The sequence below is a fragment of the Nocardia sp. NRRL WC-3656 genome (genome assembly GCF_000720265.1).
In the GTDB taxonomy this organism is placed as follows: domain Bacteria; phylum Actinomycetota; class Actinomycetes; order Mycobacteriales; family Mycobacteriaceae; genus Nocardia; species Nocardia nova.
This window is the reverse complement of record NZ_JOJF01000043.1, coordinates 1-23,061: the sequence shown is the minus strand read 5'-3', so window position 1 is coordinate 23,061 and position 23,061 is coordinate 1. Positions and strand designations below refer to the sequence as shown.

The 23,061-nt window shown below is 66.5% G+C and carries 22 protein-coding genes; 16 read left to right on the top strand and 6 right to left on the bottom strand.

Annotated features, from left to right (window positions below):
• Positions 1 to 6: 6 nt before the first annotated feature.
• The gene (locus tag IG65_RS0131825) at positions 7 to 1,017 is read right to left on the bottom strand and encodes a Zn-ribbon domain-containing OB-fold protein (protein ID WP_051757274.1); all 1,011 of its coding nucleotides are present in this window, start codon (positions 1,015 to 1,017) and stop codon (positions 7 to 9) included.
• 104 nt (positions 1,018 to 1,121) lie between these two features.
• Here IG65_RS0131825 and IG65_RS0131820 point away from each other — a divergent pair, with 104 nt between their 5' ends.
• From IG65_RS0131820 to IG65_RS0131800, 5 genes are all read left to right on the top strand, one after another.
• Positions 1,122 to 2,159, top strand: coding sequence for an LLM class F420-dependent oxidoreductase (locus IG65_RS0131820; protein WP_030518654.1), 1,038 nt, complete (start codon positions 1,122 to 1,124; stop codon positions 2,157 to 2,159).
• A gap of 30 nt (positions 2,160 to 2,189) precedes the next feature.
• On the top strand, positions 2,190 to 3,731 hold the full coding sequence (locus IG65_RS0131815; protein WP_030518653.1) for an acyl-CoA synthetase: 1,542 nt from the start codon (positions 2,190 to 2,192) through the stop codon (positions 3,729 to 3,731).
• A 295-nt stretch (positions 3,732 to 4,026) separates the two neighbouring features.
• Positions 4,027 to 5,676: an acyl-CoA synthetase gene (locus IG65_RS0131810; protein ID WP_030518652.1), complete on the top strand. Its 1,650-nt coding sequence runs from the start codon at positions 4,027 to 4,029 to the stop codon at positions 5,674 to 5,676.
• Between the two features lie 246 nt (positions 5,677 to 5,922).
• Positions 5,923 to 6,912 carry a sigma-70 family RNA polymerase sigma factor gene (locus tag IG65_RS0131805; RefSeq protein ID WP_030518651.1) on the top strand — a complete coding sequence of 330 codons (990 nt, stop codon included), beginning with the start codon at positions 5,923 to 5,925 and terminating at the stop codon, positions 6,910 to 6,912.
• A 215-nt stretch (positions 6,913 to 7,127) separates the two neighbouring features.
• The gene (locus IG65_RS0131800) at positions 7,128 to 8,552 is read left to right on the top strand and encodes an MFS transporter (RefSeq protein ID WP_030518650.1); all 1,425 of its coding nucleotides are present in this window, start codon (positions 7,128 to 7,130) and stop codon (positions 8,550 to 8,552) included.
• Positions 8,553 to 8,640: 88 nt separating this feature from the next.
• On the opposite strand, the gene IG65_RS38175 is transcribed toward IG65_RS0131800, so the two are convergent.
• Together IG65_RS38175 and IG65_RS0131790 are read right to left on the bottom strand one after the other, a co-directional pair.
• Positions 8,641 to 8,784, bottom strand: coding sequence for a hypothetical protein (locus tag IG65_RS38175; RefSeq protein ID WP_156055884.1), 144 nt, complete (start codon positions 8,782 to 8,784; stop codon positions 8,641 to 8,643).
• A 248-nt stretch (positions 8,785 to 9,032) separates the two neighbouring features.
• Entirely contained in the window at positions 9,033 to 9,917 is an 885-nt protein-coding gene (locus IG65_RS0131790) for a LysR family transcriptional regulator (protein WP_030518649.1), read from the bottom strand.
• A gap of 117 nt (positions 9,918 to 10,034) precedes the next feature.
• Between IG65_RS0131790 and IG65_RS0131785 the strand changes: the two genes are divergently transcribed.
• Positions 10,035 to 10,820 carry an alpha/beta fold hydrolase gene (locus IG65_RS0131785; protein WP_030518648.1) on the top strand — a complete coding sequence of 262 codons (786 nt, stop codon included), beginning with the start codon at positions 10,035 to 10,037 and terminating at the stop codon, positions 10,818 to 10,820.
• A gap of 32 nt (positions 10,821 to 10,852) precedes the next feature.
• A complete protein-coding gene (locus IG65_RS0131780; RefSeq protein WP_030518647.1) occupies positions 10,853 to 11,665 on the top strand; it encodes an alpha/beta fold hydrolase in 813 nt (270 codons plus the stop codon).
• A gap of 8 nt (positions 11,666 to 11,673) precedes the next feature.
• Here IG65_RS0131780 and IG65_RS0131775 read toward each other — a convergent pair whose 3' ends face one another.
• Positions 11,674 to 12,093: a VOC family protein gene (locus IG65_RS0131775; RefSeq protein WP_030518646.1), complete on the bottom strand. Its 420-nt coding sequence runs from the start codon at positions 12,091 to 12,093 to the stop codon at positions 11,674 to 11,676.
• A gap of 160 nt (positions 12,094 to 12,253) precedes the next feature.
• On the opposite strand from IG65_RS0131775, the gene IG65_RS0131770 reads away from it, so the two are divergent.
• Entirely contained in the window at positions 12,254 to 12,808 is a 555-nt protein-coding gene (locus IG65_RS0131770; RefSeq protein ID WP_036526331.1) for an AAA family ATPase, read from the top strand.
• Here IG65_RS0131770 and IG65_RS0131765 read toward each other — a convergent pair.
• Together IG65_RS0131765 and IG65_RS0131760 are read right to left on the bottom strand one after the other, a co-directional pair.
• Entirely contained in the window at positions 12,805 to 13,902 is a 1,098-nt protein-coding gene (locus tag IG65_RS0131765; protein WP_030518644.1) for an acyl-CoA dehydrogenase family protein, read from the bottom strand. The two genes, IG65_RS0131770 and IG65_RS0131765, sit on opposite strands and share 4 nt — an antisense overlap.
• Positions 13,903 to 13,951: 49 nt before the next feature.
• The gene (locus IG65_RS0131760) at positions 13,952 to 15,145 is read right to left on the bottom strand and encodes an acyl-CoA dehydrogenase family protein (RefSeq protein WP_030518643.1); all 1,194 of its coding nucleotides are present in this window, start codon (positions 15,143 to 15,145) and stop codon (positions 13,952 to 13,954) included.
• A 209-nt stretch (positions 15,146 to 15,354) separates the two neighbouring features.
• Between IG65_RS0131760 and IG65_RS0131755 the strand changes: the two genes are divergently transcribed.
• The 8 genes from IG65_RS0131755 to IG65_RS0131720 all read left to right on the top strand — a co-directional run bounded on the left by IG65_RS0131755 (position 15,355) and on the right by IG65_RS0131720 (position 23,018).
• Positions 15,355 to 15,543 carry a ferredoxin gene (locus IG65_RS0131755; protein ID WP_030518642.1) on the top strand — a complete coding sequence of 63 codons (189 nt, stop codon included), beginning with the start codon at positions 15,355 to 15,357 and terminating at the stop codon, positions 15,541 to 15,543.
• A gap of 44 nt (positions 15,544 to 15,587) precedes the next feature.
• The gene (locus tag IG65_RS0131750; RefSeq protein WP_030518641.1) at positions 15,588 to 16,505 is read left to right on the top strand and encodes a 3-oxoacyl-ACP reductase; all 918 of its coding nucleotides are present in this window, start codon (positions 15,588 to 15,590) and stop codon (positions 16,503 to 16,505) included.
• A gap of 279 nt (positions 16,506 to 16,784) precedes the next feature.
• Complete coding sequence (locus IG65_RS0131745) at positions 16,785 to 17,549, top strand: ABC transporter permease (protein ID WP_030518640.1); 765 nt, start codon at positions 16,785 to 16,787, stop codon at positions 17,547 to 17,549.
• 4 nt (positions 17,550 to 17,553) lie between these two features.
• On the top strand, positions 17,554 to 18,405 hold the full coding sequence (locus IG65_RS0131740; RefSeq protein WP_030518639.1) for an ABC transporter permease: 852 nt from the start codon (positions 17,554 to 17,556) through the stop codon (positions 18,403 to 18,405).
• Positions 18,406 to 18,410: 5 nt separating this feature from the next.
• Positions 18,411 to 19,628, top strand: a complete 1,218-nt coding sequence (locus tag IG65_RS0131735; protein WP_051757273.1) for an MCE family protein — start codon at positions 18,411 to 18,413, stop codon at positions 19,626 to 19,628.
• Between the two features lie 2 nt (positions 19,629 to 19,630).
• Complete coding sequence (locus IG65_RS0131730) at positions 19,631 to 20,656, top strand: MCE family protein (protein WP_030518637.1); 1,026 nt, start codon at positions 19,631 to 19,633, stop codon at positions 20,654 to 20,656.
• Positions 20,653 to 21,714 carry an MCE family protein gene (locus IG65_RS0131725; protein WP_030518636.1) on the top strand — a complete coding sequence of 354 codons (1,062 nt, stop codon included), beginning with the start codon at positions 20,653 to 20,655 and terminating at the stop codon, positions 21,712 to 21,714. The genes IG65_RS0131730 and IG65_RS0131725 overlap by 4 nt, the downstream gene beginning before the upstream one ends.
• Complete coding sequence (locus tag IG65_RS0131720; protein ID WP_051757272.1) at positions 21,711 to 23,018, top strand: MCE family protein; 1,308 nt, start codon at positions 21,711 to 21,713, stop codon at positions 23,016 to 23,018. Before IG65_RS0131725 ends, IG65_RS0131720 begins: the two co-directional genes overlap by 4 nt.
• Positions 23,019 to 23,061: the final 43 nt, after the last annotated feature.

Below are 23,061 nucleotides of genomic sequence, written 5' to 3'. Positions count from 1 at the left end.
TCGCTCCTAGAGGTGGTGCCGGTAGCTGTCGTAGTCCGCGTCCGGCTCGCCGTTGGGCTCGAAGTGGTCCACGTTCTCCAGCGTGTAACCCCACTCCTCGCGCGGCTTCCACACCGCCTTCACGCGCATACCCATGCGGACTTCGCTGGGATCACAGCCCAGCACCCGGTGCAGCACCGGAATATCGGCGCCGTCGAGCAGTACGTACGCGGTGACGTACGGCGGCTTGATCTTCTGACCCATGAACGGCACGTTCACGATGCAGAACGTGGTGATGGTGCCGGTATCGGGCAGGTCGACCATCTCGTCGGTCGGGCGGCCGTCGATCGGATCGGCGCCGCGGGGCGGGAAGTACACCTTGCTCTCGGCATCGGCGCGACCGCCGATCAGGCGACCCTCGGCCAGCGCCTTCAGATACCGCGTCTCGGTGGGCGAGGCGGTGTGCTTGTAGCGCAGGTCGATGGGGGTGATGATGCCCGTGACCGGCTCGGCCGCATCGGTATCCACCGAGGTGGAAGTGGCTGGGGCCGAAGAGGTCTCGCCCGGTTCCACGCAGGCGATGTCGTGGATGCTGCCGCTGCGCTCGTCGGCCCAGCGCACCCGCACGCGCATCCCGCTGCGAACCTCCTCGGGGGAGGACACGTCGAGGGCGTGCAGCATCGCGGTATCGGCGCCGTCGAATTTCACCAGTGCCCAGGCGAAGGGGCGGTCGAACGGCTGCCCCGGCAGCGGATCGGCGACCCAGCTCCAGCTCTGCACCGTGCCGACATCGGAGACGTCGACGAAGTCGGTCACCCGCTCCGCGGTCACCGGATCGAATTCCGCCGGCGGCACGATCACCCGGCCGTCGCTGCCGCGGACGCCGACGATCCGGCCCTCGCGCAGCCCGGTCAGGAACCGGCCGATGGTCGGCCCGACCGATCGGGTGTAATCGAACTTCATCCGTAGTTCGGCGCTGAGTACCTCGGGTGCGGGTTCCGCTTCCGGACCGCTGCCTTTCGCGATTACGCCGGTCATGGTGTTCCCATTGGTCACGATATCGAGTAGAACAGGTTCTTATTCTGGTGGCAAGGGCTACCTGGAAAGGTGTCCGGCAACGGGCTCGGTGGAAGGAGTCGACGATGCGCTTCGGATTGCAGCTCGGATATTGGGGTGCGGGACCGCCGCCCAACGCCGGGGAGTTGGTGGTGGCTGCCGAGGAGGTCGGTTTCGACGCGGTCTTCGCCGCCGAGTCCTGGGGTTCGGATGCCTTCACGCCACTGGCCTGGTGGGGCTCGTCCACACACCGGGTCCGGCTCGGGACATCGGTGGTGCAACTGTCCGCCCGCACGCCCACCGCGACCGCGATGGCGGCGCTGACCCTCGATCATCTCAGCGGGGGCCGTCACATTCTGGGCTTGGGTGTTTCCGGTCCGCAGGTGGTGGAGGGCTGGTACGGCCAGCCCTTCGCCAAACCGTTGCAGCGCACCCGCGAGTACGTCGGGATCATCCGCCAGGTGCTGGCCCGGGAGGCGCCGGTGGTGAGTCAGGGCGCACAGTACCGGTTGCCCTACGACGGGCCGGGCTCGACCGGTCTGGGTAAACCGCTCAAGCCGATAACCCACCCGCTACGTGCGGATCTGCCGATCTGGCTCGGCGCCGAGGGGCCCAAGAACGTGGCGCTCACGGCCGAGATCGCCGACGGCTGGCTGGCGATCTACTACACCCCGCGACTCGCCGGAATGTACGACGAATGGCTCGACGAGGGGTTTGCCCGGCCCGGTGCCCGGCGTTCTCGGGAGGACTTCGAGATCGCGGCGAGCTGCCAGGTGATCATCACCGACGACGCCCGCGCCGAGATCGATCGGATCAAGCCGGTGATGGCGCTCTACATCGGCGGCATGGGCGCCGAGGAGCTGAACTTCCACGCCCAGGTCTACCGCCGGATGGGTTACGGCGCCGAGGTCGACGAGATCACCAGATTGTTCCGCTCCGGCCGTAAGGGCGAGGCCGCCGCCGTGATCCCGGACCAGCTGATCCTCGACACCGCCATCATCGGCGACGAGGACCATGTGCGCTCCCAGCTGAAGGTCTGGGAGGCGGCGGGTGTCGGAATGCTCCTGGTGACCGTTCGGGACGTGGCGCAGCTGGACCGCCTCGCCCCCCTTGTTCAGATGTAGAACACGTTCTAGATTCGAGGAGTGACTTCGATGGAGCCGGCGCAGAAGCTGGGACTGTGGAATATCGCTGCCACCGACCCCGATCGGATCGCGGTCGTCGATCCGTCGGGGCGGGAGGTCAGCTACCGGGAGTTGTCCGACCAGGCCGACCGCATCGCAAGAGGCCTGCAGGCCAAGGGGTTACAGCCCGGCGATGTGCTGGTGTCGATGGTGCACAACACCACCGATGCGCTCGGCGTGTACTTCGCGGCCTATCAGGCCGGGCTGTACATCGTCGCGGTGAACTGGCATCTGACCGGTCCGGAGATCGCCTACATCCTCGGTGACAGCGAGGCGAAGGTGTTCATCGCCGACGAGCGTTTCGCCGAAGCCGCGACGATCGCCGCCGACGAGGCGAATGTGCCTGCGAGCGCGCGCTATTCGGTGGGCGACATCGCCGGTTTCCAGCCCCTGGCCGAGCTCGGCGCGGGGGAGTCCGGACGCCCCGACGTCCGGACCACCGGTGCGCCGATGCTCTACACCTCGGGAACCACCGGCCGCCCCAAGGGGGTTCGCCGCCCGCTGACCGGCGCCGATCCGGATGTGGTGGGCCCGCAGGCGACCGGCTTCTTCGGACTCTTCGGCATCCAGCCCTTCGACGACCACGTGCACATCTGCGGTTCGCCGCTCTATCACACCGCCGTGCTGAACTTCGCCTCCATCTCGATCCAGCTGGGGCACAAGGTGGTTCTGATGGACAAGTGGGATCCGGAGGAGATGCTGCGGCTGATCGATACCCATCGGGTGACACACAGCCATATGGTCCCCACTCAGTTCCACCGCCTGCTCGCGCTCCCGGAGGAGGTGCGGGCGCGCTACGACGTCTCCTCGCTGCGGTGCATGATCCACGGCGCCGCGCCGTGCCCGCAGGAGACCAAGCGCAGGATGCTGGAGTGGTGGGGCCCGGTCGTCACCGAGTACTACGCGGCCACCGAGGGCGGCGGCACGTCGATCTCGGGCGAGGAGTGGTTGCGCAAGCCGGGTTCGGTCGGCAAGGCCTGGCCGTACGCGGTGGTGAAGGTGCTCGACGAGCAGGGCAACGAGGTCGCGCCCGGCGAGGTCGGCCAGGTGTACATGAAGATGGGCGGCTCCAACTTCGAGTACCACAAGGACAAGTCGAAGACCGAGGACGCGCGGGTGGGCGATCTGTTCACCGTCGGCGACATCGGGCACATGGATGCCGACGGCTATCTGTTCCTGCACGACCGGCGTTCGGACCTGATCCTGTCCGGGGGTGTGAACATCTATCCGGCCGAGATCGAGGGTGAGTTGATCACCCACCCCAAGGTCGCCGATGTCGCGGTCTTCGGCATCCCGCATCCGGATTGGGGTCAGGAGGTGAAGGCGGTCGTGCAGCCGGCGGAAGGAGTCGCCGCCGACGACGAGCTGACCCGGGAGCTGATGGAGTTCGCCGCGGCTCGCCTGGCGAAGTACAAGCTGCCCAAGAGCATCGACTACCTGCCCGAACTGCCGCGCGATCCGAACGGCAAGTTGTACAAGCGCAAGCTGCGCGAGCGTTACGTGCCCGCGTAGCCGCAGTCTCGCCGATCGAGTCCGGACGCCCTTTCCGTCCTGCCCTGTGTGGGGCGTCCTCGGTCGCGAGCGCCCAACGGGGTCAAGGCCCGTAGGAGGCAGCGAAGCGTCACCACGCAGGGCCTCCCCGTTGGGCGGAGCCGACACTGCCCTCGAGCCCGCCCGGTTGTGACCGGCGGGCTCGGCGGCGTTGCAGAATACGCGTTTCGGCGAAACCCACTGCCGATTCGGCCGAATTAGTAAACTGTGTAAATCAAGTCTTGTCAGGCGTAAGAACACGTTCTATTTTGGTCCTGTGAGCTACAACATAGCGGACCTTGTCGAACACACCATCGACCTCGTGCCGGACCGTGTCGCGCTGGCCGACGACGTCCGCTCGGTGACCTATGCCGAGCTGGAGGATCGGGCCAACCGATTGGCGCACTACCTGCAAGAACAGGGTGTGCAGCCGGGTGACAAGGTCGGCATCTACTCGCGCAACACGATCGAGGCCGTGGAGGCCATGGTCGCGATCTTCAAGGCGCGGGCAGTAATGATCAACGTGAACTTCCGGTACGTCGAGAACGAGTTGCAGTACATTTTCGACAATTCCGATATGGTCGCGCTGATTCACGAACGTCGCTACAGCGACAAGGTCTCGGCCGTGCGACCGGACACGCCGAAGTTGAAGACGGTCATCGCCGTGAACGACGGTACCGAAGCCGAGGTGTCGCTGCCCGCGGATTCGGTGGAATACGAAGCGGCGCTGGCGGCTTCGCACGGTGAGCGCGACTTCGGTGACCGCTCCAACGACGACATCTTCATGATCTATACCGGCGGCACGACCGGCATGCCCAAGGGCGTCATGTGGCGCCACGAGGACTGGTGGCGGGTGCTCGGCGGTGGCATCAACTTCATCACCGGCGAAGCGATCGAGGACGAGTGGCAGCAGGCCAAGGCCGGCGCCGCCGGCGGCCAGATGGTGCGCTACCCGATCCCGCCGATGATCCACGGCGGTTCGCAGTCGGCGACCTTCCACGGCCTGTTCGACGGTGGCAAGACGATCATGCTGCCGGAGTTCGGCGCCCACACCGTGTGGCAGGCGATCGACCGCCACGGCGTGAACCTCATCTTCATCACCGGTGACGCCATGGCGCGGCCGATGCTGGACGCGCTCAAGGAAGGCCATCCGGAAACCGGTGAGCCGTACCAGCATGCGAATCTGTGGGCGATGGCCAGCAGTGCGGCGCTGTTCTCCCCGGCGCTGAAGGACGAGTTCATCGAGCTGCTGCCGAATACGGTCATCACCGATTCCATCGGCTCCTCGGAGACCGGTTTCGGCGGGCTGTCGGTGGCGGCCAAGGGTGCCACCCATACCGGTGGTCCCCGGGTCAAGATCGACGCCTCCACCGCGGTCATCGACGAGGAGGGCAACCCCGTCGCGCCCGGCTCCGGTCAGGTGGGCGTGCTGGCTCGGACCGGCAACATCCCGCTGGGCTACTACAACGACCCGGTGAAGACCGCCGCGACGTTCAAGGAGTTCAACGGCGTTCGCTACTCGATCCCCGGCGACTTCGCCCGGGTCGAGGAGGACGGCACCGTCACGATGCTGGGCCGCGGTTCGGTCAGCATCAACAGCGGCGGCGAGAAGATCTACCCGGAGGAGGTCGAGGGCGCGCTCAAGTGCCATCCGGAGATCTTCGACGCGCTGGTGATCGGTGTGCCGGACGAGCGCTGGGGGCAGCGGGTGGCCGCGGTCGTGCAGTGTCGCGGCGCCGACCGTCCGACGCTCGAGGAATTGCGTCCGGTGCTGACCAAGGAGATCTCCTCCTACAAGCTGCCGCGCAGCCTGTGGTTCGTGGACGAGATCAAGCGTTCGCCGGCCGGTAAGCCCGACTACCGCTGGGCCAACGAACACGCCCGGTCGCGTCCGGCCGACGAGGAATCCCAGGCCGCGTCGAAATAGCCACGCCGCGAAAGCCACGTCGAGATAGATAGCTCGCCGAAGTAAATAACTGGCAATCGATATCGCCGCGCCCGGCATCGCACCGCCGGGCGCGGCGATTTCGTGTCGCCGAAACGCGGTGAGTTCTGTGCACCGCCGGTCCGTCGAGTGCCATTGCATGGCCGCGGCCTGCTGAGCACGGCGTTCGTGTCGATGCCCCTACTTCCGGGGTGTTTTCTGTCGGTGGCCTGTGCCACAGTGATCCGCATGAGCGAACAAGCTTCCGCCGGCACGGTCGACGACGTGCTGCAGCAATTCGAGAGTTACCGGCGGGAGCTGTGTGCTTACGCCTATCGGATGTTGGGTTCCTCGTTCGAGGCAGAGGACGCGGTTCAGGAGACTTTCACTCGGGCCTGGAAGGCCTACGACTCGTTCGAGGGGCGGTCCAGCCTTCGGTCGTGGCTGTACAAGATCACCACGAACATCTGCCTGGACATGCTCGACGGCCCCCAGCGCCGGGCCCGCCCGATGGACCTGTCCGGACCGTCGAGCCCGGACAGTCCGCTGCCGCCGCCGCAGCCCGATTACGTCTGGGTCGAGCCGATTCCGAACGCACTGGCCTTCGGCGCCGACCCGGCCGAGCATGCCAGCACCAAGGATTCGCTGCGGCTGGCGTTCGTGGCAGCCTGTCAGCATCTGCCGGCCACCCAGCGAGCGATCCTCATCATGCGTGAGGTGCTGCGGTTCTCGGCCAACGAGACGGCCGAGATGTTGATGATGTCGCCGGCCTCGGTGAACAGCGCACTGCAGCGGGCCCGCGCGACGATGTCGAAGGTGCAGCCCTCGGAGTCGGGAGGCTACGACGAATCCGACGACAGTCAGCGCAAACTCGTCGACGGCTTCGTGCGCGCCTTCGAGGCCTACGACATGGACGCGCTCACCTCGCTGCTGAAAGAGGATGTGGCGCTGTCGATGCCGCCCATCGAGCTGTGGGTCTCGGGTCCGGAGAACGTCGCTCGGTTCATGCTCTCGCCGGGACCCTCGGCCTGCCGGGGTTCGCGGCTCGTTCCCCTCGAGGGCGCCAACGGACTTCCGGCCTTCGGTCAGTACAAACCGACCGAGGAACCCGGGGTCTTCTCGCCCTGGTCGATCACGGTGCTGGAATTCGACGGTTCCGCGATCAGCGGACTGAACTTCTTCCTCGACACCGACCGGTTGTTCCCGCTGTTCGGATTGCCGCCGGAGTTGCGCGACTGATCCGTCGTGGATCGTGCAGGGCCCGCCGGTCGAAAGACCGGCGGGCCCTTCCTTTTCGTGGCCGCGGACCTTCCGCTTCAATATACCCCTTGGGGGTATGACCTGAATCACACGGGCGTTCCGTATCGGACTTATACCCCATGGGGGTATACAGAGCGGGTCGGAAATTCAACGGGCGCAGCGGATGTGCCCGCAACCGAGGAGTGAGGATTTCTATGTCCACTCGGGTATCCGCGCCGCCGTCGCGGCGCTGGTTCGCATTGGCTCTGATCGCGCTGGCTCAGTTCATGGTCATCATGGACACCTCGATCATCGGGGTGGCCCTGCCGAAAATGCAGGAGTCTCTGGGCTTTTCGCAGGAGGGCCTGTCCTGGGTCTTCAACGCCTACGTCATCGTGTTCGGCGGATTGCTACTGCTCGGCGGGCGGCTGTCCGATATCTGGGGCGCCCGCCGCATCTTCCAGGCCGGCTGGGTGGTGCTCGGCGCCGGCTCGCTGGTCGCCGGGCTCGCCGGCTCGCCCGCGCTCGAGCTGATCGGCCGGGGTGTCCAGGGAGCCGGCGCGGCACTGATCGCCCCCTCGGCGCTGACGCTGCTGATGATGGTGTTCGGGTCGAATCCCAAGGAGCTGACCACCGCATTCGCGTTCTACGGCGCCGCCGCCCCGGCGGGCGGTACCGCCGGCGTATTCCTCGGCGGCCTCATCACCGAGTACGCCTCGTGGCCGTGGGTCTTCTACATCAACATTCCGATCGCCGCGCTGGCCGTCGTCGCGGCCGCGGTGCTGGTCCCCGGCGGGGCAGCCGCGGCCGGCGGTTCGGTCGACGTGCTCGGCGCCCTGACCGCGACGCTGGGCTTGGGTGCGGCCGTCTTCGCGGTCGTCCGCGCTCCCGAGGTCGGGTGGGGGTCCGGATCGACCTGGGCCGTCCTTGCGCTCGCGGTCGCCCTGTTGGCGGCGTTCCTGGGCCTGCAGGCCCGTCGCAGCGAACCGCTGATGCCGCTGTCGATCTTCCGTGCGCCGAATCTCGGTGCGGCCAACCTGGCTCAGGTGCTGCTGGGTGCGGCCTGGGTGCCGATGTGGTTCTTCCTGAACCTGTATCTGCAGCAGGTTCTCGGCTATTCGGCGTTCCCGTCGGGCGCTGCGCTGCTGCCGATGACCGCCCTGATCATGGTCGGCATGATCGCGGTGTCACCGAAGTTGTTCGCGCGCTTCGGGGCTCGCGCCATGATCGTCACCGGACTGCTGGTCCTGGGGGCCGGGCTGGTCTGGCTGACCTTCATCCGAGCCGACGGCACCTTCTGGATCGACGTGCTGCCGGGATCGCTGCTGGCCGCATTGGGCATGTCGCTGGCGTTCGTCCCGTCGCTGCAGACCGCCATCTCCGCGGCGCGGCCGGAGCAGGGCGGCCTGGCGTCCGGACTGGTGAACACCGGCTATCAGATCGGATCGGCGCTGGGGCTGGCAGTGGTCACCGCGATCGCCTCGGCCGCCGGAGCCGACCGCATCGATGACGCCGATGCGCTCACCGACGGGTTCTCGGCCGCATTCGGTGCCGCGGCGGGGATCGCGGTGCTGGCGGCGGCGCTCGCCTGGGCGACATTCCGGTCGGCTCGGCGCGAGCGCGTGCCGGCCGATGTGTGACCGCGCTGCGAACGCTGTGGCCCTCGACCGCCGGTCGGGGGCCACTCCGCCTGCGCGGGCACGAAAACGTCTGCGCGCCTTCGAGGTACTAGTCGATCGCCTTGGCGGTCAGCCAGATCGTGATGACGACTCCGGCGGCCACCGCCATGCCGATGTGGCCGGGGGAGCGTGCGTAGTCGTAGCTCGAGAGCGCCGCGACGGCCGCCATGACGAACATCAGCGAACGTTTCACCCTGTCCCCCCACCTCTCGGGGTTCAAGCATACGAGAGGCGGAAGTGGTTGCGCCACAGGAGAATACCCGCATCGTGCCGCGCTGCCGTTGCGAAGTGTTCGCCGATGACCGAGGGGCAACTGTGGCACGCGAATAGCTCGGTGGCTCGATCGGCTCGAGCTGGGCGCGACGGCGGATCGTGCGATGGCGCGGACGAAAGATGCTGGGGCGGAGAAGATTCGGTCGTCGTCGTGCGACGATCAGGCGGTCAATCGGGCACGGTGTGGCAGGCCTCGATGAGTGCCCGCAACTCGGCGCGCGGCGGATCGGGCCGCACCGCGAGATAGCTCGGCATCCTCGGCTCCGGGTTGCGCAGCGGACGCCAGACCACACCCGGGAACGACAAGTGCGCCGCCTGGGCCGCGTAGTACACGGTCCAGCTCGGCGCGCCGAAGCCGATCGCGGCCAGCGTGTCCTGTTCGGTGGTGAACTCCGGTCCGAAGACCGGTGCGAAGCCGGCGTGCCGGCACGAGTCGGTGACCAGGTCGTAGAGGGCGGGATTGCGCGTGCGGCCGACCAGCCGCAGTGGCAGCTCCGCGAAACGCGCGAGATCGATCTCCCGCAATACCGCGAGGTCGTGGCGAGCGGGAATCGCGGCCACGAGGCGGTCCGACCACAGCGGCAGCAGTTCGAGCCCGGGTTCCTCGCGCGCACCGCGCACGATCGCCGCGTCCAGTTCACCCGATCGCACCCACTTCATCCGATCTGCGGTCTCGGCGTTGACCAGTTCGAGGTGGGCGTGCGCGGCGCGGTGGGCGAAGGCGACGAGAATGCTCTCCAGGCGGGTGCCCAGACCGGTGCTGGTGCCCAGCCGGATCGTGCCGGTGCGTTCGATGCGCAGGTCGTCGATGGCGGCACGGGCCTGCGCCACCGCGGCGAGTACCTGTTCGGCGTGCGGAAGCAGCCGCCGCCCGCCCTCGGTCAGGCGCACGGTGCGGGTGGTCCGCTCGAACAGCGCGACGCCCACTTCCCGCTCCAGGCGGGTGATCTGCTGGCTCACGGCCGACTGCACGATGTGCAGCCGCTCGGCCGCGCGTCCGAAGTGCAGTTCCTCGGCCACGGTCAGGAAGTACTGCAATTGGCGGAGCTCCACGGCGCGAGATTAATCAGTTTCGGTGAACAGTGCCAGCGCGGTTCGACCGTTTTTCGGCGCGGCCGAACGCGATTTCCTGGTCACAGCACATCGGAAACCGCACCGGGAGTGATGACCATGCCGTATCTCACCGTCGACGACATCCAGCTGTACTACGAGGATCAGGGAACCGGGCAGCCGCTGTTGTTCCTGCACGGCTGGGGTACCAGCGGCCGGGTCTGGGGCGCTCAGCAGGCGGCGCTGGTCACCGAGTTCCGGGTGGTCACCGTCGATTGGCGCGGCTGCGGGCGATCGGACCGGCCCGTCGCCGGCAACAACCTGACCGGTGTGATCGCCGACCTCGTCGAGCTCATCCGGCAGCTCGGGTTGCATCGCCCCATCGTCGTCGGATCCTCGGTCGGCGCGACCTTCGCGACCGAACTGGCGCTGGCTCATCCGGATCTGCTCGGCGGTGTGGTCGCGGTAGACGGTCCGGCCTACTGGCCCGGGCAGGGCATGCCGCTGGCCGAGATCATCGGCGAAATGCGGGATCACCGAGCCGAATTCGTCGCGCGGTGGGTGCCGAACTGGTATGCCCCGGGAACCTCGCCGGCGCTGGTGGACTGGACTGTACGACAGATCCTCGATTCGGGTGTGTACATCGACGAACTGTTCCACCTCTTCGCGACCTACGATCCCCGCCCGCGACTGCCGCACCTGCGTACGCCGATCCACTACCTGCACGGCGAGCTGGACGCCGAAATTCCGGTGGCGGTGGCGCGGACGTGCGCGGCCCTCACGCCGGGCGCGCGAGTCGGCGTGATCGACGGCGCGGGCCATATGCCGCAACAGGAACGAGCGGCCGAGTTCACGGCCGCGCTGCGCGCGGCGATCGCCGACTTCACTCTGCAGGCCGCGGCCTGATGACCGAAACACCTACGACACAAGGAAATTCGATGACATTCGCAACCACCGCAATCACCGGGGGTACCGCCGAGGTCGCCTACCACGTGACCGGAACGGGTCCCGCGGTCGTGCTGGTCCACGGCACGGCGGCCGCACGCGACCAGTGGGCGTCGCTGACCACCGATATCGCCGACCGCTATACCGTTGTGGCACTGGACTATTCCGGTTCGGGCGACACCGTCGACCACGGCGGCCCGCTCACCGTCGCCGATCTGGCCGCCGAGGTGCGCGCCGTCGCCGATCACGCCGGGCTGGACCGGTTCCATCTGGTGGGGCATTCCCTGGGCGCGGTGGTGGCCGCGCACGTCGCCGCGACCGCACCCGACCGGGTTCGTTCCCTGCTGATGCATGCGGGCTGGGTTCGCACCGACGCTCGGATGGATGCCGAATTCCGTTACTGGATCCAGGTGCTGCGCGCCGACGCCGCCTACGGCACCAGCCTCTTCGCGCACATGCTGCCGCTGATGGCGTTCGGTCCGAGCTACTGGGAGCGAACGAGCGCGGAGGAGAACGCGACCCTGGTCGAGCAGCTGGCGAAGGTGATCGCGCGCGGTGCCGCCCGCCAGACCGAGGTGGATCGCACCGTGGATCTCACCGATCTGCTCGGCCGCATCACCGCGCCGACGCTGATCCTCGCCAGTGCGCACGACCGGGTGGTGCCGGCGGCGCAACAACAGCGGCTGCTCGCGGCGATACCCGATGCCCGCTACGCCGAGATCGACGCCGGCCACGGCGCTCCGGGCGAGGATCCGGCCGGCTTCCACGCCAAGATCATCAATTTCCTGGACGCGCAAACGGCGTGACCACCCGGTCAGTTGCTGCCGGGATAATCCATCCAGAAACCCTCCCAGTGGTGACCGTCGGGGTCGACGAAGGCGCGGCTGAACATGCCCACCGCCTCCTCCTGGGCGCGCTTGTCCTCGCTGACCTCCTCCGTGGCCCCGGCGGCGACCGCGGCCGCGATCAGCGACTCGACCTCCGCTCGACTGCCCAGCGACAGCGCGTAGATGGAACCGGTGGCCGCCCGGGTGTCGGCGATCGGTCGGTTGGTGAAGGTGTCGAAGTACTGCCGGACCAGCAGCATCACGCAGATGTTGTCGTCGACCACCACGCACGCGGCGTTCTCGTCGGTGAAATCCGGATTCACCTTCCAGCCCAGCGCCTCGTAGAACGATATGGACCGCTCCAGATCCTCGACGGGGAGATTGATGAAGATCATCTTGCTGGCCATGCTCGGTCCTCTCGCGGCATCGGTACGTGTCGTCTGTAGAGACGCGGTGGGCGCGGCAAACTCATCGGACGCCTCGGCGTACCCGCTCTGAGCTGCACCGATGCGGCATCGACCGGGAAAATCGCTCGCGGTCGAGTGTCCTGCGCGATACCGTCCGGCCATGACGAGTGCCGTCTATCTCATCACCGGCATCCAAGCGGCCGGAAAGTCGACGGTCGCGCAGGCCCTCGCCGAACGACTGCCCCGTTCCGCCCACGTGCGCGGTGACGTGTTCCGCCGCTTCGTGGTCGGCGGCCGCGCCGAGATGTCCGGCGAACCGAGCGGAGAAGCCGTGCGGCAGTTGCGGTTACGCCACCGCCTGGCGGCCGCGACGGCCGACGAATACGCCGCCGCGGGATTCACGGCGGTGGTCCAGGATGTCGTCCTGGGTGAACTGCTGCCGTGGATGATCGAGCAGATCCGCACCGACCCGCTGTACGTGGTCGTGCTGACTCCGCGTCCGGCCGCGGTGGCTCGGCGTGAGGCCGGACGGGACAAGAATGCCTACGGGGTCTTCACCGTGGAACAGCTCGACACCGTCCTGCACGGGGAGACGCCACGCGTCGGATTGTGGCTGGACACAACGGATCTCACGGTCGAGGAGACCGTCGAAGAGATTCTCGCCCGGGCCGAACCGGTGGAGCGGCGGATCGGCCCGGGCGAGCGCCTGCGTTAGTGGGCCTCGGCCAGGAGGGTGCCCAGCGCACGCAGGTGGTCGGTGGCGCCGCCGAGCGCGAATTCGTTGTGTTTGGCGGCGGTGAAGTAGCACTGCACGATGTGGTCGCGGTCGATGCCGACGCCACCGTGCACGTGCACGGCGGTGTGGGCGATGCGGTGACCGGCCTCGGCGGCCCAGAACTTGGCGGTGTGGATCTCCGCGTCCGCCGGCAGCCCCTCGTCGACCCGCCACGCGGCCTGGGTGACCGCCAGCCGCAGCCCCTGCAGATCGATGTAGCCGTCGGCCAGCCGCTGCGCGACCGCCTGGAAGCTGCCGATCTTGCGATTGAACTGCTCACGCTCGCGGCCGTATTCGGCGACGAGTTCGACCGCGCGCTCCAAGGTGCCCAGCTGCTGCGCGGCCAGGCCGAGCCAGCCGTGGTTCAGCAGCCACGCGAGGATTTCCGCGCCGTCGTCCACGGTGCCGATCAATTCGGCAGGGGTGGAATCGAATTCGATCTCGGCCTGCGGGCTGCGGTCGACCACCTGCTGCGGCGTGATGCGCGCGTCCGCCGGGTCGACCAGGAATACCGCTGCCTTGCCGGAGACCGTGGCGGGCACCAGGATCCGCCCGGCCTGCGCGGCGAAGGGAACAACCGTCTTGGCGCCGACCAGCTTCCAGCCGCCGTCCTCGGTCGCGGTCGTGGTGGGCTTCGCCGGCTCCCAGTTGCGTTCCTCCGACAGCGCGACGGTCAGAATCGTCTCGCCCGCACCGGCTTTCGCCGCCAGTTCGCGCTGCGCTTCGTCGCCCCAGCGGGCCAGGGCGCCGGCGCCGAGCACGACCGACCACAGATAGGGGACGGGGGCGGCGGATTTGCCGATCTCCCGAAGAATCGCGGTCTGCTCCAGCGCGCCCAGGCCGCTGCCGCCCACCGATTCCGGCAGCGCCGCCGCGAGCACTCCGGTCTCGGCCAGCGACCGCCAGAGCTGCTCGTCGAAGCGGACCTCGGCCTTGTCCAGTTCCCGCAGCCGGTCGGCGGTGACCAGTTTGGTGCAGACCTCGCCGGTCAGCCGCGCGAGATCCTGCTGCCCCTCGGTAAGTGTGAAATCCATCGTTGTTCCTAGTTCTTCGGCGTTTCCGATGTTCCGACCGGTCTGCGGCTCAGCGGGCGGCAGCGGGCTGTTTCAGGGCGGTCATCGCGATGATGTCGCGCTGCACCTCGTTGGTGCCGCCCCCGAAGGTCAGGATCAAGCAGGCGCGATGCATCCGCTCGAGCCGTCCGCGCAGCTGCGCGCCGGGGGAGTCCTGCCGCAGATAGGCCTGCGGGCCGAGGATCTCCATCAGCAGTCGGTAGGCCTCGGTGGCCAATTCGGTGCCGAGCACCTTGCAGGTGGAGGCATCCCACGGTCGCGGCGCGGCGTCTCCGCCCGCATCTGCGCCCGAGGCGATCTCCCAGTTCAGCAGCTTCAGGAATTCGACCTTGGCGTGCACGCGCGCGAGGTTCAGCCGCACCCACTCGTTGTCGATCACCCGCGCACCGGTGGAATCCTTGGTGTCGCGCGCCCACTCGGTGGTCTGCGCGACCGCCAGCGCCAGCGGCGCCGCCGAGGTCAGCGCCACCCGCTCGTGGTTGAGCTGGTTGGTGACCAGCGCCCAGCCGCCGTTCTCGGGGCCGACCATCGCCGAATGCGGCACCCGCACGTCCTGGTAGTAGGTGGCGCTGGTGTCGGGCCCGGCCATCGTGTGCACGGGCGTCCAGGAGAAGCCCTCGGCCGAGGTCGGCACGATGAACATGCTGATGCCCTTGTGCTTCTTGGCGGTCGGGTCGGTGCGGGCGGCCAGCCAGATGTAGTCGGCGTACTGGATGAGGCTGGTCCACATCTTCTGGCCGTTGATCACCCAGTCGTCACCGTCGCGGACCGCGGTGGTGCGCAGCGACGCCAGATCGGTGCCCGCGCCGGGCTCGGAATATCCGATGGAGAAGTGCAATTCGCCCGCGGAGATCTTGGGCAGGAAGAACTTCTTCTGCTCCTCGGTGCCGTAGTGCATGATCGTCGGCGCCACCGAGTTGATGGTCAGGAACGGCACCGGCGCACCCGCGACGGCCGCCTCGTCGGTGAAGATCAGCTGATCCATCGTCGAGCGATCCTGGCCGCCGTACTCCTTGGGCCAGCCGAGGGTGAGCCAGCCGTCGTGCCCCATCTGCTGAACGACCTCGCGGTAGACGTTGCCGTGCCCGTACTCACCGGTCTGCGACGACAAGGCCTCGCGGCGCTCCGGCGTGATCAGCTTGGCGAAATATTCGCGGAGCTCGGCGCGCAGCTGCTCCTGTTGCTCGGTATAAGCAATCCGCATGGCGGTTACCTCGTACTCGGTGATGGTGATGGCGGATGTGACGACATCGCCCCTGTGACGATCAGCGCCGGGGCCGATCTGCCCTGACGTCGATCATTGCATATCTACTGAAACATGTTCCAGTATGGAAACCGAATCCGGCCGCTTCGGCCGCAGCGGCCCGGCCGGGCTTGTAGGCTCGGCACTACCTGGTGGTGAAGGAGTTATCAATGAAGGTCAGTGTGGATTTCGACCAGTGCGAGGCCAACGGTATTTGCGTCGGAATCGCCCCCGACGTCTTCGAACTCGACGATGAGGATCAGCTGCACATCCTCACCGCCGACGTGCCCGAGGACCGGCTCTCCGATGTCGAGACCGCCGTCGCGCAATGCCCCAAGGCTGCCCTGCGGTTGCAGTGAAATGGATGCTTGCCGATAACTGGAACACGTTCTAGAGTCACGGCGTGAGTGAATCGTCGAATCAGTCGGGGACGGATCTGTCCGGCAAGGTAGCGATCGTGACCGGAGCCGGCGCGGGCCTCGGTCGGGCCGAAGCGCTGGCGCTGGCCGGGGCCGGCGCCTCGGTGGTGGTCAACGATCTGGCCGAGAACGATGCGGTGGCCGCCACCCTCGCCGATATCCGCGCGCTGGGCGCGAAAGCGGAATTCGTGGGTGGCAGTGTGGCCGAGCGCGCCACCGCCGATGCCCTGATTCGCACCGCGGACGAGACCTTCGGCGGTGTGGACATCGTCGTGAACAATGCGGGAATCGTCCGTGACCGCATGCTTTTCAATCTCTCCGACGAGGACTGGGACGCGGTCCTCGCGGTCCATCTGCGCGGCCATTTCCTGTTGTCGCGGAATGCCGCCGCCTACTGGCGCGGTAAATCGAAGGAATCCGGTGCTCCAATTTACGGGCGCCTGATCAACACATCGTCGGAAGCCGGTTTGCTGGGTCCGGAAGGTCAGCCGAATTACGCGGCCGCGAAAGCCGGAATCACCGCGCTGACGCTGTCCGCCTCGCGCGGTTTGTCGCGATACGGCGTGCGTGCCAACGCCATCTGCCCGCGGGCCCGGACCGCCATGACGGAATCGGTCTTCTCCGCCGCTCCCGAAGGGGATGTGGACCCGCTGTCGCCGGATCACGTCGCCCGGCTGGTCGCCTACCTGGCCTCTCCCGGCGCCGATGCGATCAACGGTCAGGTGTTCGTCGTATACGGCCCGATGGTCGCGCTGATGGCCGCGCCCGAAGTCGAGGCCCGCTTCGATGCCGCCGGCGCGGAATGGAGTGCGGACGCGCTGGCCGACACACTCGGAACCTACTTCGCCGAGCGCCCCGCCGGGCGTACGTTTTCTGCGAGTTCGCTGCACGATCTCGGCTGATTATCAGGTGCAGGTCATCCGACCAACTCCGGTTGATCGGCGGTCTCGCACTTGGTAGACATGGGGGTCGAAGGTTGTGGGGTGCCTCACAAAGGCGTTCTGTACACCGTATGAACCTGTTCTAGCTTCCGAGATGAAGCTCGGATGAAAAGAGCAGGTCAAAAATGTCAAATTCTCTTCCGATTCGATGTGAACGTGTTCTAATCTTCGGAGCGGAAGAGGTGTGGAGGCTCGCTTGCGCAGTGTTGCGCGTACGGGTCGGCAAGGAGGAATCGCGGAATGAACGAGGTTCTTGCCGTGCCGTTGCGTGCGGTCGGCGGGTTCTTCGAACTCGTGGCCGCTGTGGCGCGGGCCTTGATACGTCCGCCATTTCAGCGACGGGAATTCGTCGACCAGTCGTGGTTCGTCGCACGGGTGTCGATCATCCCGACCATCCTGGTCGCGATCCCGTTCACGGTTCTGGTGAGCTTTACGCTGAACATTCTGCTGCGCGAAATCGGCGCGGCCGATCTCTCGGGAGCGGGCGCCGCATTCGGAACGGTCACCCAGGTCGGTCCGATCGTGACGGTGCTGATCGTCGCAGGCGCCGGTGCCACCGCGATCTGCGCGGACCTGGGTGCGCGCACGATCCGGGAAGAAATCGACGCCATGAAGGTGCTCGGTATCGATCCGATCCATCGCCTGGTGGTGCCCCGCGTACTCGCATCGATGTTCGTCGCGGCGCTGCTCAACGGCCTGGTCTCGACGATCGGCATCGCCGGCGGCTTTTTGTTCTCGGTTCTTCTGCAGGGAGTCAACCCCGGCGCCTTCGTCAACGGGCTCACCCTGCTCACCCATACGCCGGAGCTGGTGATCTCGGAGGTCAAGGCCGCGCTGTTCGGTCTGATCGCCGGTCTGATGGCCTGCTATCTCGGTCTCAACGTCAAGGGCGGTCCCAAGAGTGTGGGTGACGCGGTCAACCAGACGGTGGTTTTCTCCTTCATGGCTCTGTTCGTGGTGAACGTCGTGGTCACCGCCGTCGGCATCAAGTTCACGGTGCGGTGATCCGATGGCGTTCGTAATCCAGTCCCGCTTCCCCCGTACTGTTCGACGTGTGCGGCGGGTTTCGAGTTCGATGGACGGAATCGGGCATCACGCCCAGTTCTACGCGAAGTCACTGGCCTCGGTGCCGAAGGCGTTCTCGCACTACCGCACCGAAACCATTCGCCTGATCGCCGAAATCAGCATGGGCACAGGCGCTTTGGCGGTGATCGGCGGCACGGTGGTGATCGTCGGCTTCCTCACCCTGTTCACCGGCGGCACCATCGCGGTGCAGGGCTACAGCTCGCTGGGCAATATCGGTGTCGAGGCGCTGACCGGATTCTTCGCCGCATTCCTCAATGTGCGCATCGCGGCACCGGTGATCTCGGGCATCGGGCTCGCGGCGACCATCGGCGCCGGCGCGACGGCCCAGCTGGGCGCGATGCGGGTGGCCGAGGAGATCGACGCCCTGGAATCCATGGCGATCCGGCCGATGCCCTTCCTGGTGGGCACCCGGGTGCTGGCGGGCATGATCGCGATCGTTCCGCTCTACGCGCTCGCGGTCATCGCGTCGTTCGTCGCGAGCCGCTTCGCCACGGTCGTCATCTACGGCCAGTCGGCCGGTGTGTACGACCACTACTTCTCAACATTCCTGATTCCCAGTGACATTCTGTGGTCGTTCGTACAGGCGATCCTCATGGCCTTGGCGGTCATGATGATTCACACCTATTACGGCTACAACGCGACCGGTGGACCGGTCGGTGTCGGAATCGCGGTCGGTAACGCGGTGCGCGCCTCGCTGGTGGCAGTGGTGTCGGTGACCCTGCTGATGTCGCTGGCGATCTACGGCACCTCCGGCAACTTCCATCTCTCCGGGTAGGCGGTATGGCGGCAAATAAACTCGTCGAAAAGGAAGGCGCCGGCAAGTTTTTCGGCGCCGGATGGGGTGTCAAGCTTTCGGGGGTGGCGCTGATTCTGTTTCTGGCCGCGATCGTCGCCGTCGCTTTGACGATGTTCGTGGGCGGATTCAGCACGTCGAAACCGGTCTATCTCGACGCCCCGCGGGCCGGCCTGGTGATGGACAAGGACGCGAAGGTCAAGATCCGCGGTGTGCAGATCGGCCACGTCTCCGATATCGCGTATACCGGCGACCAGGCTCGGCTGACCCTGGCGATCGAACCCGATCAACTGAAGATGGTGCCGGCGAACGCGACCGTGGATATTCGGTCCACCACCGTCTTCGGCGCCAAATACGTGAACTTCGTCGAGCCGGAGGTTCCGTCCGCGCAGCATCTGCAGGCCGGCGCCACGCTGACCGCGCAGTCGGTGACCGTCGAATTCAATACGCTGTTCCAGCATTTGACCGATGTGCTCGGCAAGATCGCGCCGGAGAAATTGAATGCGACGCTGACCGCGCTCGGCACGGCATTGCAGGGTCGCGGCGACAAACTCGGTCAGCTGCTGGTCGACAGTGACGAATATCTGCGCGACATCAATCCGAGCCTGCCCGATCTGCAACGCGATCTGCAGACGTCGGTGGGAGTCACCAATCTGTATGCCGACACCGCGCCGAACCTGTTGCGCACCACCGACAACGCGGCCGTGACGAGCAAGACCATCGTCGACCACCAGGACAGCCTCGACGCGGTGCTGCTGAATCTGATCGGCCTGGCCGACACCACGGGCGCGGTGCTGAAGGAGAACGAGAACGGCCTGTCGACCGCACTGGATCTGCTGCGCCCGACGGCCGAACTGCTCAACGAATACAACCCGGCGCTGTACTGCCTGGTCGAAGGTGTCGCGGGCGCGATTCCACGAGCCAACGAGATCTTCGGCGGCACCGGACCGTGGGTGACGTTGAACGCCAGTTTCATGCCGGGCGGCACGCCCTACACCTATCCGAAGGATCTGCCGAAGGTGAATGCGACCGGTGGCCCGCACTGCGAGGGCATCCTCGACCGTAAACCCGGTAGCCACGCAAACTATCTGGTCACCGACACCACTGAGGGACGGGTGTACACGCCGGAACTGTCCACCCATCTGAACGGGCCCCGAGTCTTCCAACTGCTGTTCGCGGGGCTGCCGGGGGTGGGTAATCCGTGAGCATCAAACCGCACGCCACCGGCGTCAAACTCGGAATCTTCACGCTCGTGATGGTTCTGGTGCTGGCCCTGTTGGTCGTCATCTTCTCGCAGATGCGCTTCGCCCGGGAGAACGGCTACCACGCGGTGTTCACCAGTTCCTCGGGCATGCTGCCCGGGTCCAAGGTGCGCATCGCGGGTGTCCCGGTCGGATCGGTGAAGAGCGTCAAGGTCGGCAAGGACCATCTGGCCCATGTCGATTTCGACGTCGACCGGCAGTACAAGCTCTATGTCAGCACCCATGCCGCGGTGCGCTACGAGAATCTGGTGGGTGACCGGTATCTGGAACTGATGGACGCCCCGGGCACCGCGCAGGTGCTGCACTCCGGCGGCACCATCGGTCTGGACAAGACCAAGCCGGCGCTGGACCTGGACATGCTGCTGGGTGGTTTCAAGCCGCTGCTGCGCGGCCTGGACCCGCAGCAGGTCAACTCCCTGACCGAGGCGCTGCTGCAGGTCTTCCAGGGCCAGGGCGGCACCCTGGTCGCACTGCTGAACAGCTCCGGCTCGTTCGCCAAAACCCTGGCCGACCGCGACGCCCTCATCGGCAGCGTGATCGAGAATTTGAAGACGGTGCTGGCCACCATCGACGATCACAACAAGGAATTCGACACCACGCTGACCGAATTGCAGCGTCTGGTGAGTGGCCTGGCCGCGGACCGGGATCCGATCGGCGCGGCGCTGCCGCGACTGGCCGGCGCCACCGGAGATCTCACCGATCTGCTGAAGCAGGCGCGCCCGGACCTCAAGGCGACCTTCGACCAGCTGGGCCGGCTCTCGGACAATCTCGACCAGAAGTCCGACGATGTCGAGTGGGTCCTGCAGAACCTGCCCACGACCTACAAGGAGCTGGTGCGGCTCGGTTCGTACGGCTCGTTCCTGAACATGTACGTGTGCGGAACGAATTTCCTCGTGGACGGCCCGGACGGTAAGCCGATGCATGTGAATCTGCCCGGTCTGCAGACGACCGGAAGGTGTTCGACGAAGTGAACCAGACCTCCCCGCTCATCAAACACGGCGTCGTCGGCGTCGTCCTGGCGGTCGCGATCGCGTTGTCCGCCCTGCAGTTCGACCGGCTTCCGTTCATTCGCAGCGGCGCCGAATTCACCGCGTATTTCGCCGATGCCGGCGGTCTGGTGACCGGTGACCAGGTTCAGGTCGCCGGTGTCCGCACCGGTCAGGTCGAGGATGTCAGCCTCGACGGTCCCAAGGTGAAGGTCCGGTTCAGCCTCGACGAATCCATAGTCCTGGGGAAGAAGACGACCGCCGCGATCAAGACCAACACCGTGCTCGGGCGCAAATCCCTGGAGGTCGATCCGCAGGGGTCCGGTGCGTTGCGCAGCGATCAGCCGATTCCCTTGGAGCGCACCACTTCTCCGTATTCGCTCAACGACGCCCTGGGCGATCTGAGCAATACCGTGAAGGGGCTGGACACCGACCAGGTCAACAAGACGCTGGACGCCCTGTCGGACGCCTTCGCCGACACCCCCGCGCCGATGCGTTCCGCCCTGGACGGCATCACCCAGCTCTCGCGCAGCCTGAACGCCCGCGACAAGGCGCTGACCGAACTGCTCTCGCACGCGCAGAACGTCACCAAGGTGCTCTCGGATCGGTCGAACCAGATCAACGCCCTGCTGCTGGACGGCAACAACCTGCTCGGCGAGCTGGACGCCCGGCGCACCGCTCTGAGCCAGTTGATCGTCTACGTCAACGGACTCGCGCAGCAGCTGACCGGCTTCGTCAACGACAACGAGCAGAGCCTGAAACCCACACTGGACAAGCTGAATTCGGTGCTGCAACTGCTCGAGCGGAACAAGAACAACCTGAACCAGGCCCTGGACGCCCTCGGACCGTTCGAGGCGGCGCTCGGTGAGCAGGTCGGCAGCGGCCCGTACTTCCAGGCCTACGTCTCCAACGCCACGAGTATGACGTTGCAGCCGCTGGTGGACGCGCTGGTCTGGCCCCAGCATGTACCCGAATCGTTCTGGAAGTACCTGACCACCCCGCCGCCCTCGATCGGGCCCGCGATCCAGGAGCCGCCGCGATGAACGCGATTCGCACGATCACGAAGGTGCCGAAATGGGTCCGCGTCGTGGCCGCCGTCCTGGTGGTGGCGCTGGCGGGCTGGATCGTCTACGGCGCGGTGAGCAATATCGGCAAGACCCACATCACCGCCTATTTCCCGTCCACCACCGGGCTGTACGCCGGTGACGACGTGCGGGTGCTGGGCGTCAAGGTCGGCAGGATCGATTCGATCGAGCCGGGCCGGGACAAGACCAAGGTGACGATGACGGTCGACCGCGGCGTCGACATCCCCGCCGATGCCAAGGCCGTCACGGTCTCGCCGAATCTGGTCTCGGCACGCTTCGTGCAGTTGGCGCCGGTCTACACCGGCGGCCCGAAGATGCACGACGACGGCGTGATTCCGATCGAGCACACCGCCGTGCCGGTGGAATGGGACGACATCAAGGCCGAGCTGAGCAAACTGTCCAAGGCCCTGGGGCCGATCGGTGAGGATCAGCAGGGCTCGTTCGGCCGGTTCGTCAACACCGCGTCCGACAATCTCGCAAACGGGAACGCCCAGGCGCTGCGGGACACGCTCCACGAGTTGTCGAGCACGCTGAATACGTTGTCCGACGGTCGCACCGACCTGTTCGGCACCGTCCGCAACCTGCAGCAGTTCGTCGACGTGCTCTCCAAGAGCAACGATCAGATCGTGCAGTTCGGCGGGCGGCTGGCCTCGGTGTCCTCGGTGCTGTCGGGCGTCTCCGACGACCTCGGCGCCGGATTGGACAATCTCGACTCGGCGGTGGCCGACGTCAAACGCTTCCTGGACGAACGCGGCGGCCAGCTCACCGAGAGTGTGCAGAATCTGGCGCAGGTGACCCAGATCCTGGCCGACAAGCGTCCGCAGCTCGAGCAGGTCCTGCACTCCGGCCCGGTCGCGCTGGCGAACTTCTATCAGATCTACAAGCCCGCGCAGGGCACGCTGACCGGCGCCGTGGTGCTGCCGAACTTCCGCAATCCGTTCGCGTTCCTGTGTGGCGCTGTCGAGGCGCTCGAGGACAACGGTTCGCAGCGGACCGCCGACCTGTGCAAACAACAGGTGGCGCCGGTGATCAGCTCACTGATGATGAATTACCCACCGCTGCTGGTGAATCCGGCGTCCGGGCAGCAGGCCTTCCCGAGCCAGCTGACCTTCTCGCCCCCGAGCCTGGCCGACCGCGTCGAGTATCCGGCGCCCGGCGAGGCTCCGGCCGAGGTGCCCAGCGGTCTTGCCGGCCTGGCGATTCCGGGAGGAGGAATCTCAATGAGGTTGTCAAGTCCTACTGGTGATTTCCGGGTTTGCTGATGGGGTCAGGTTGCGGGGGCGGGCTGGTAGGTCTTGTGGTCGC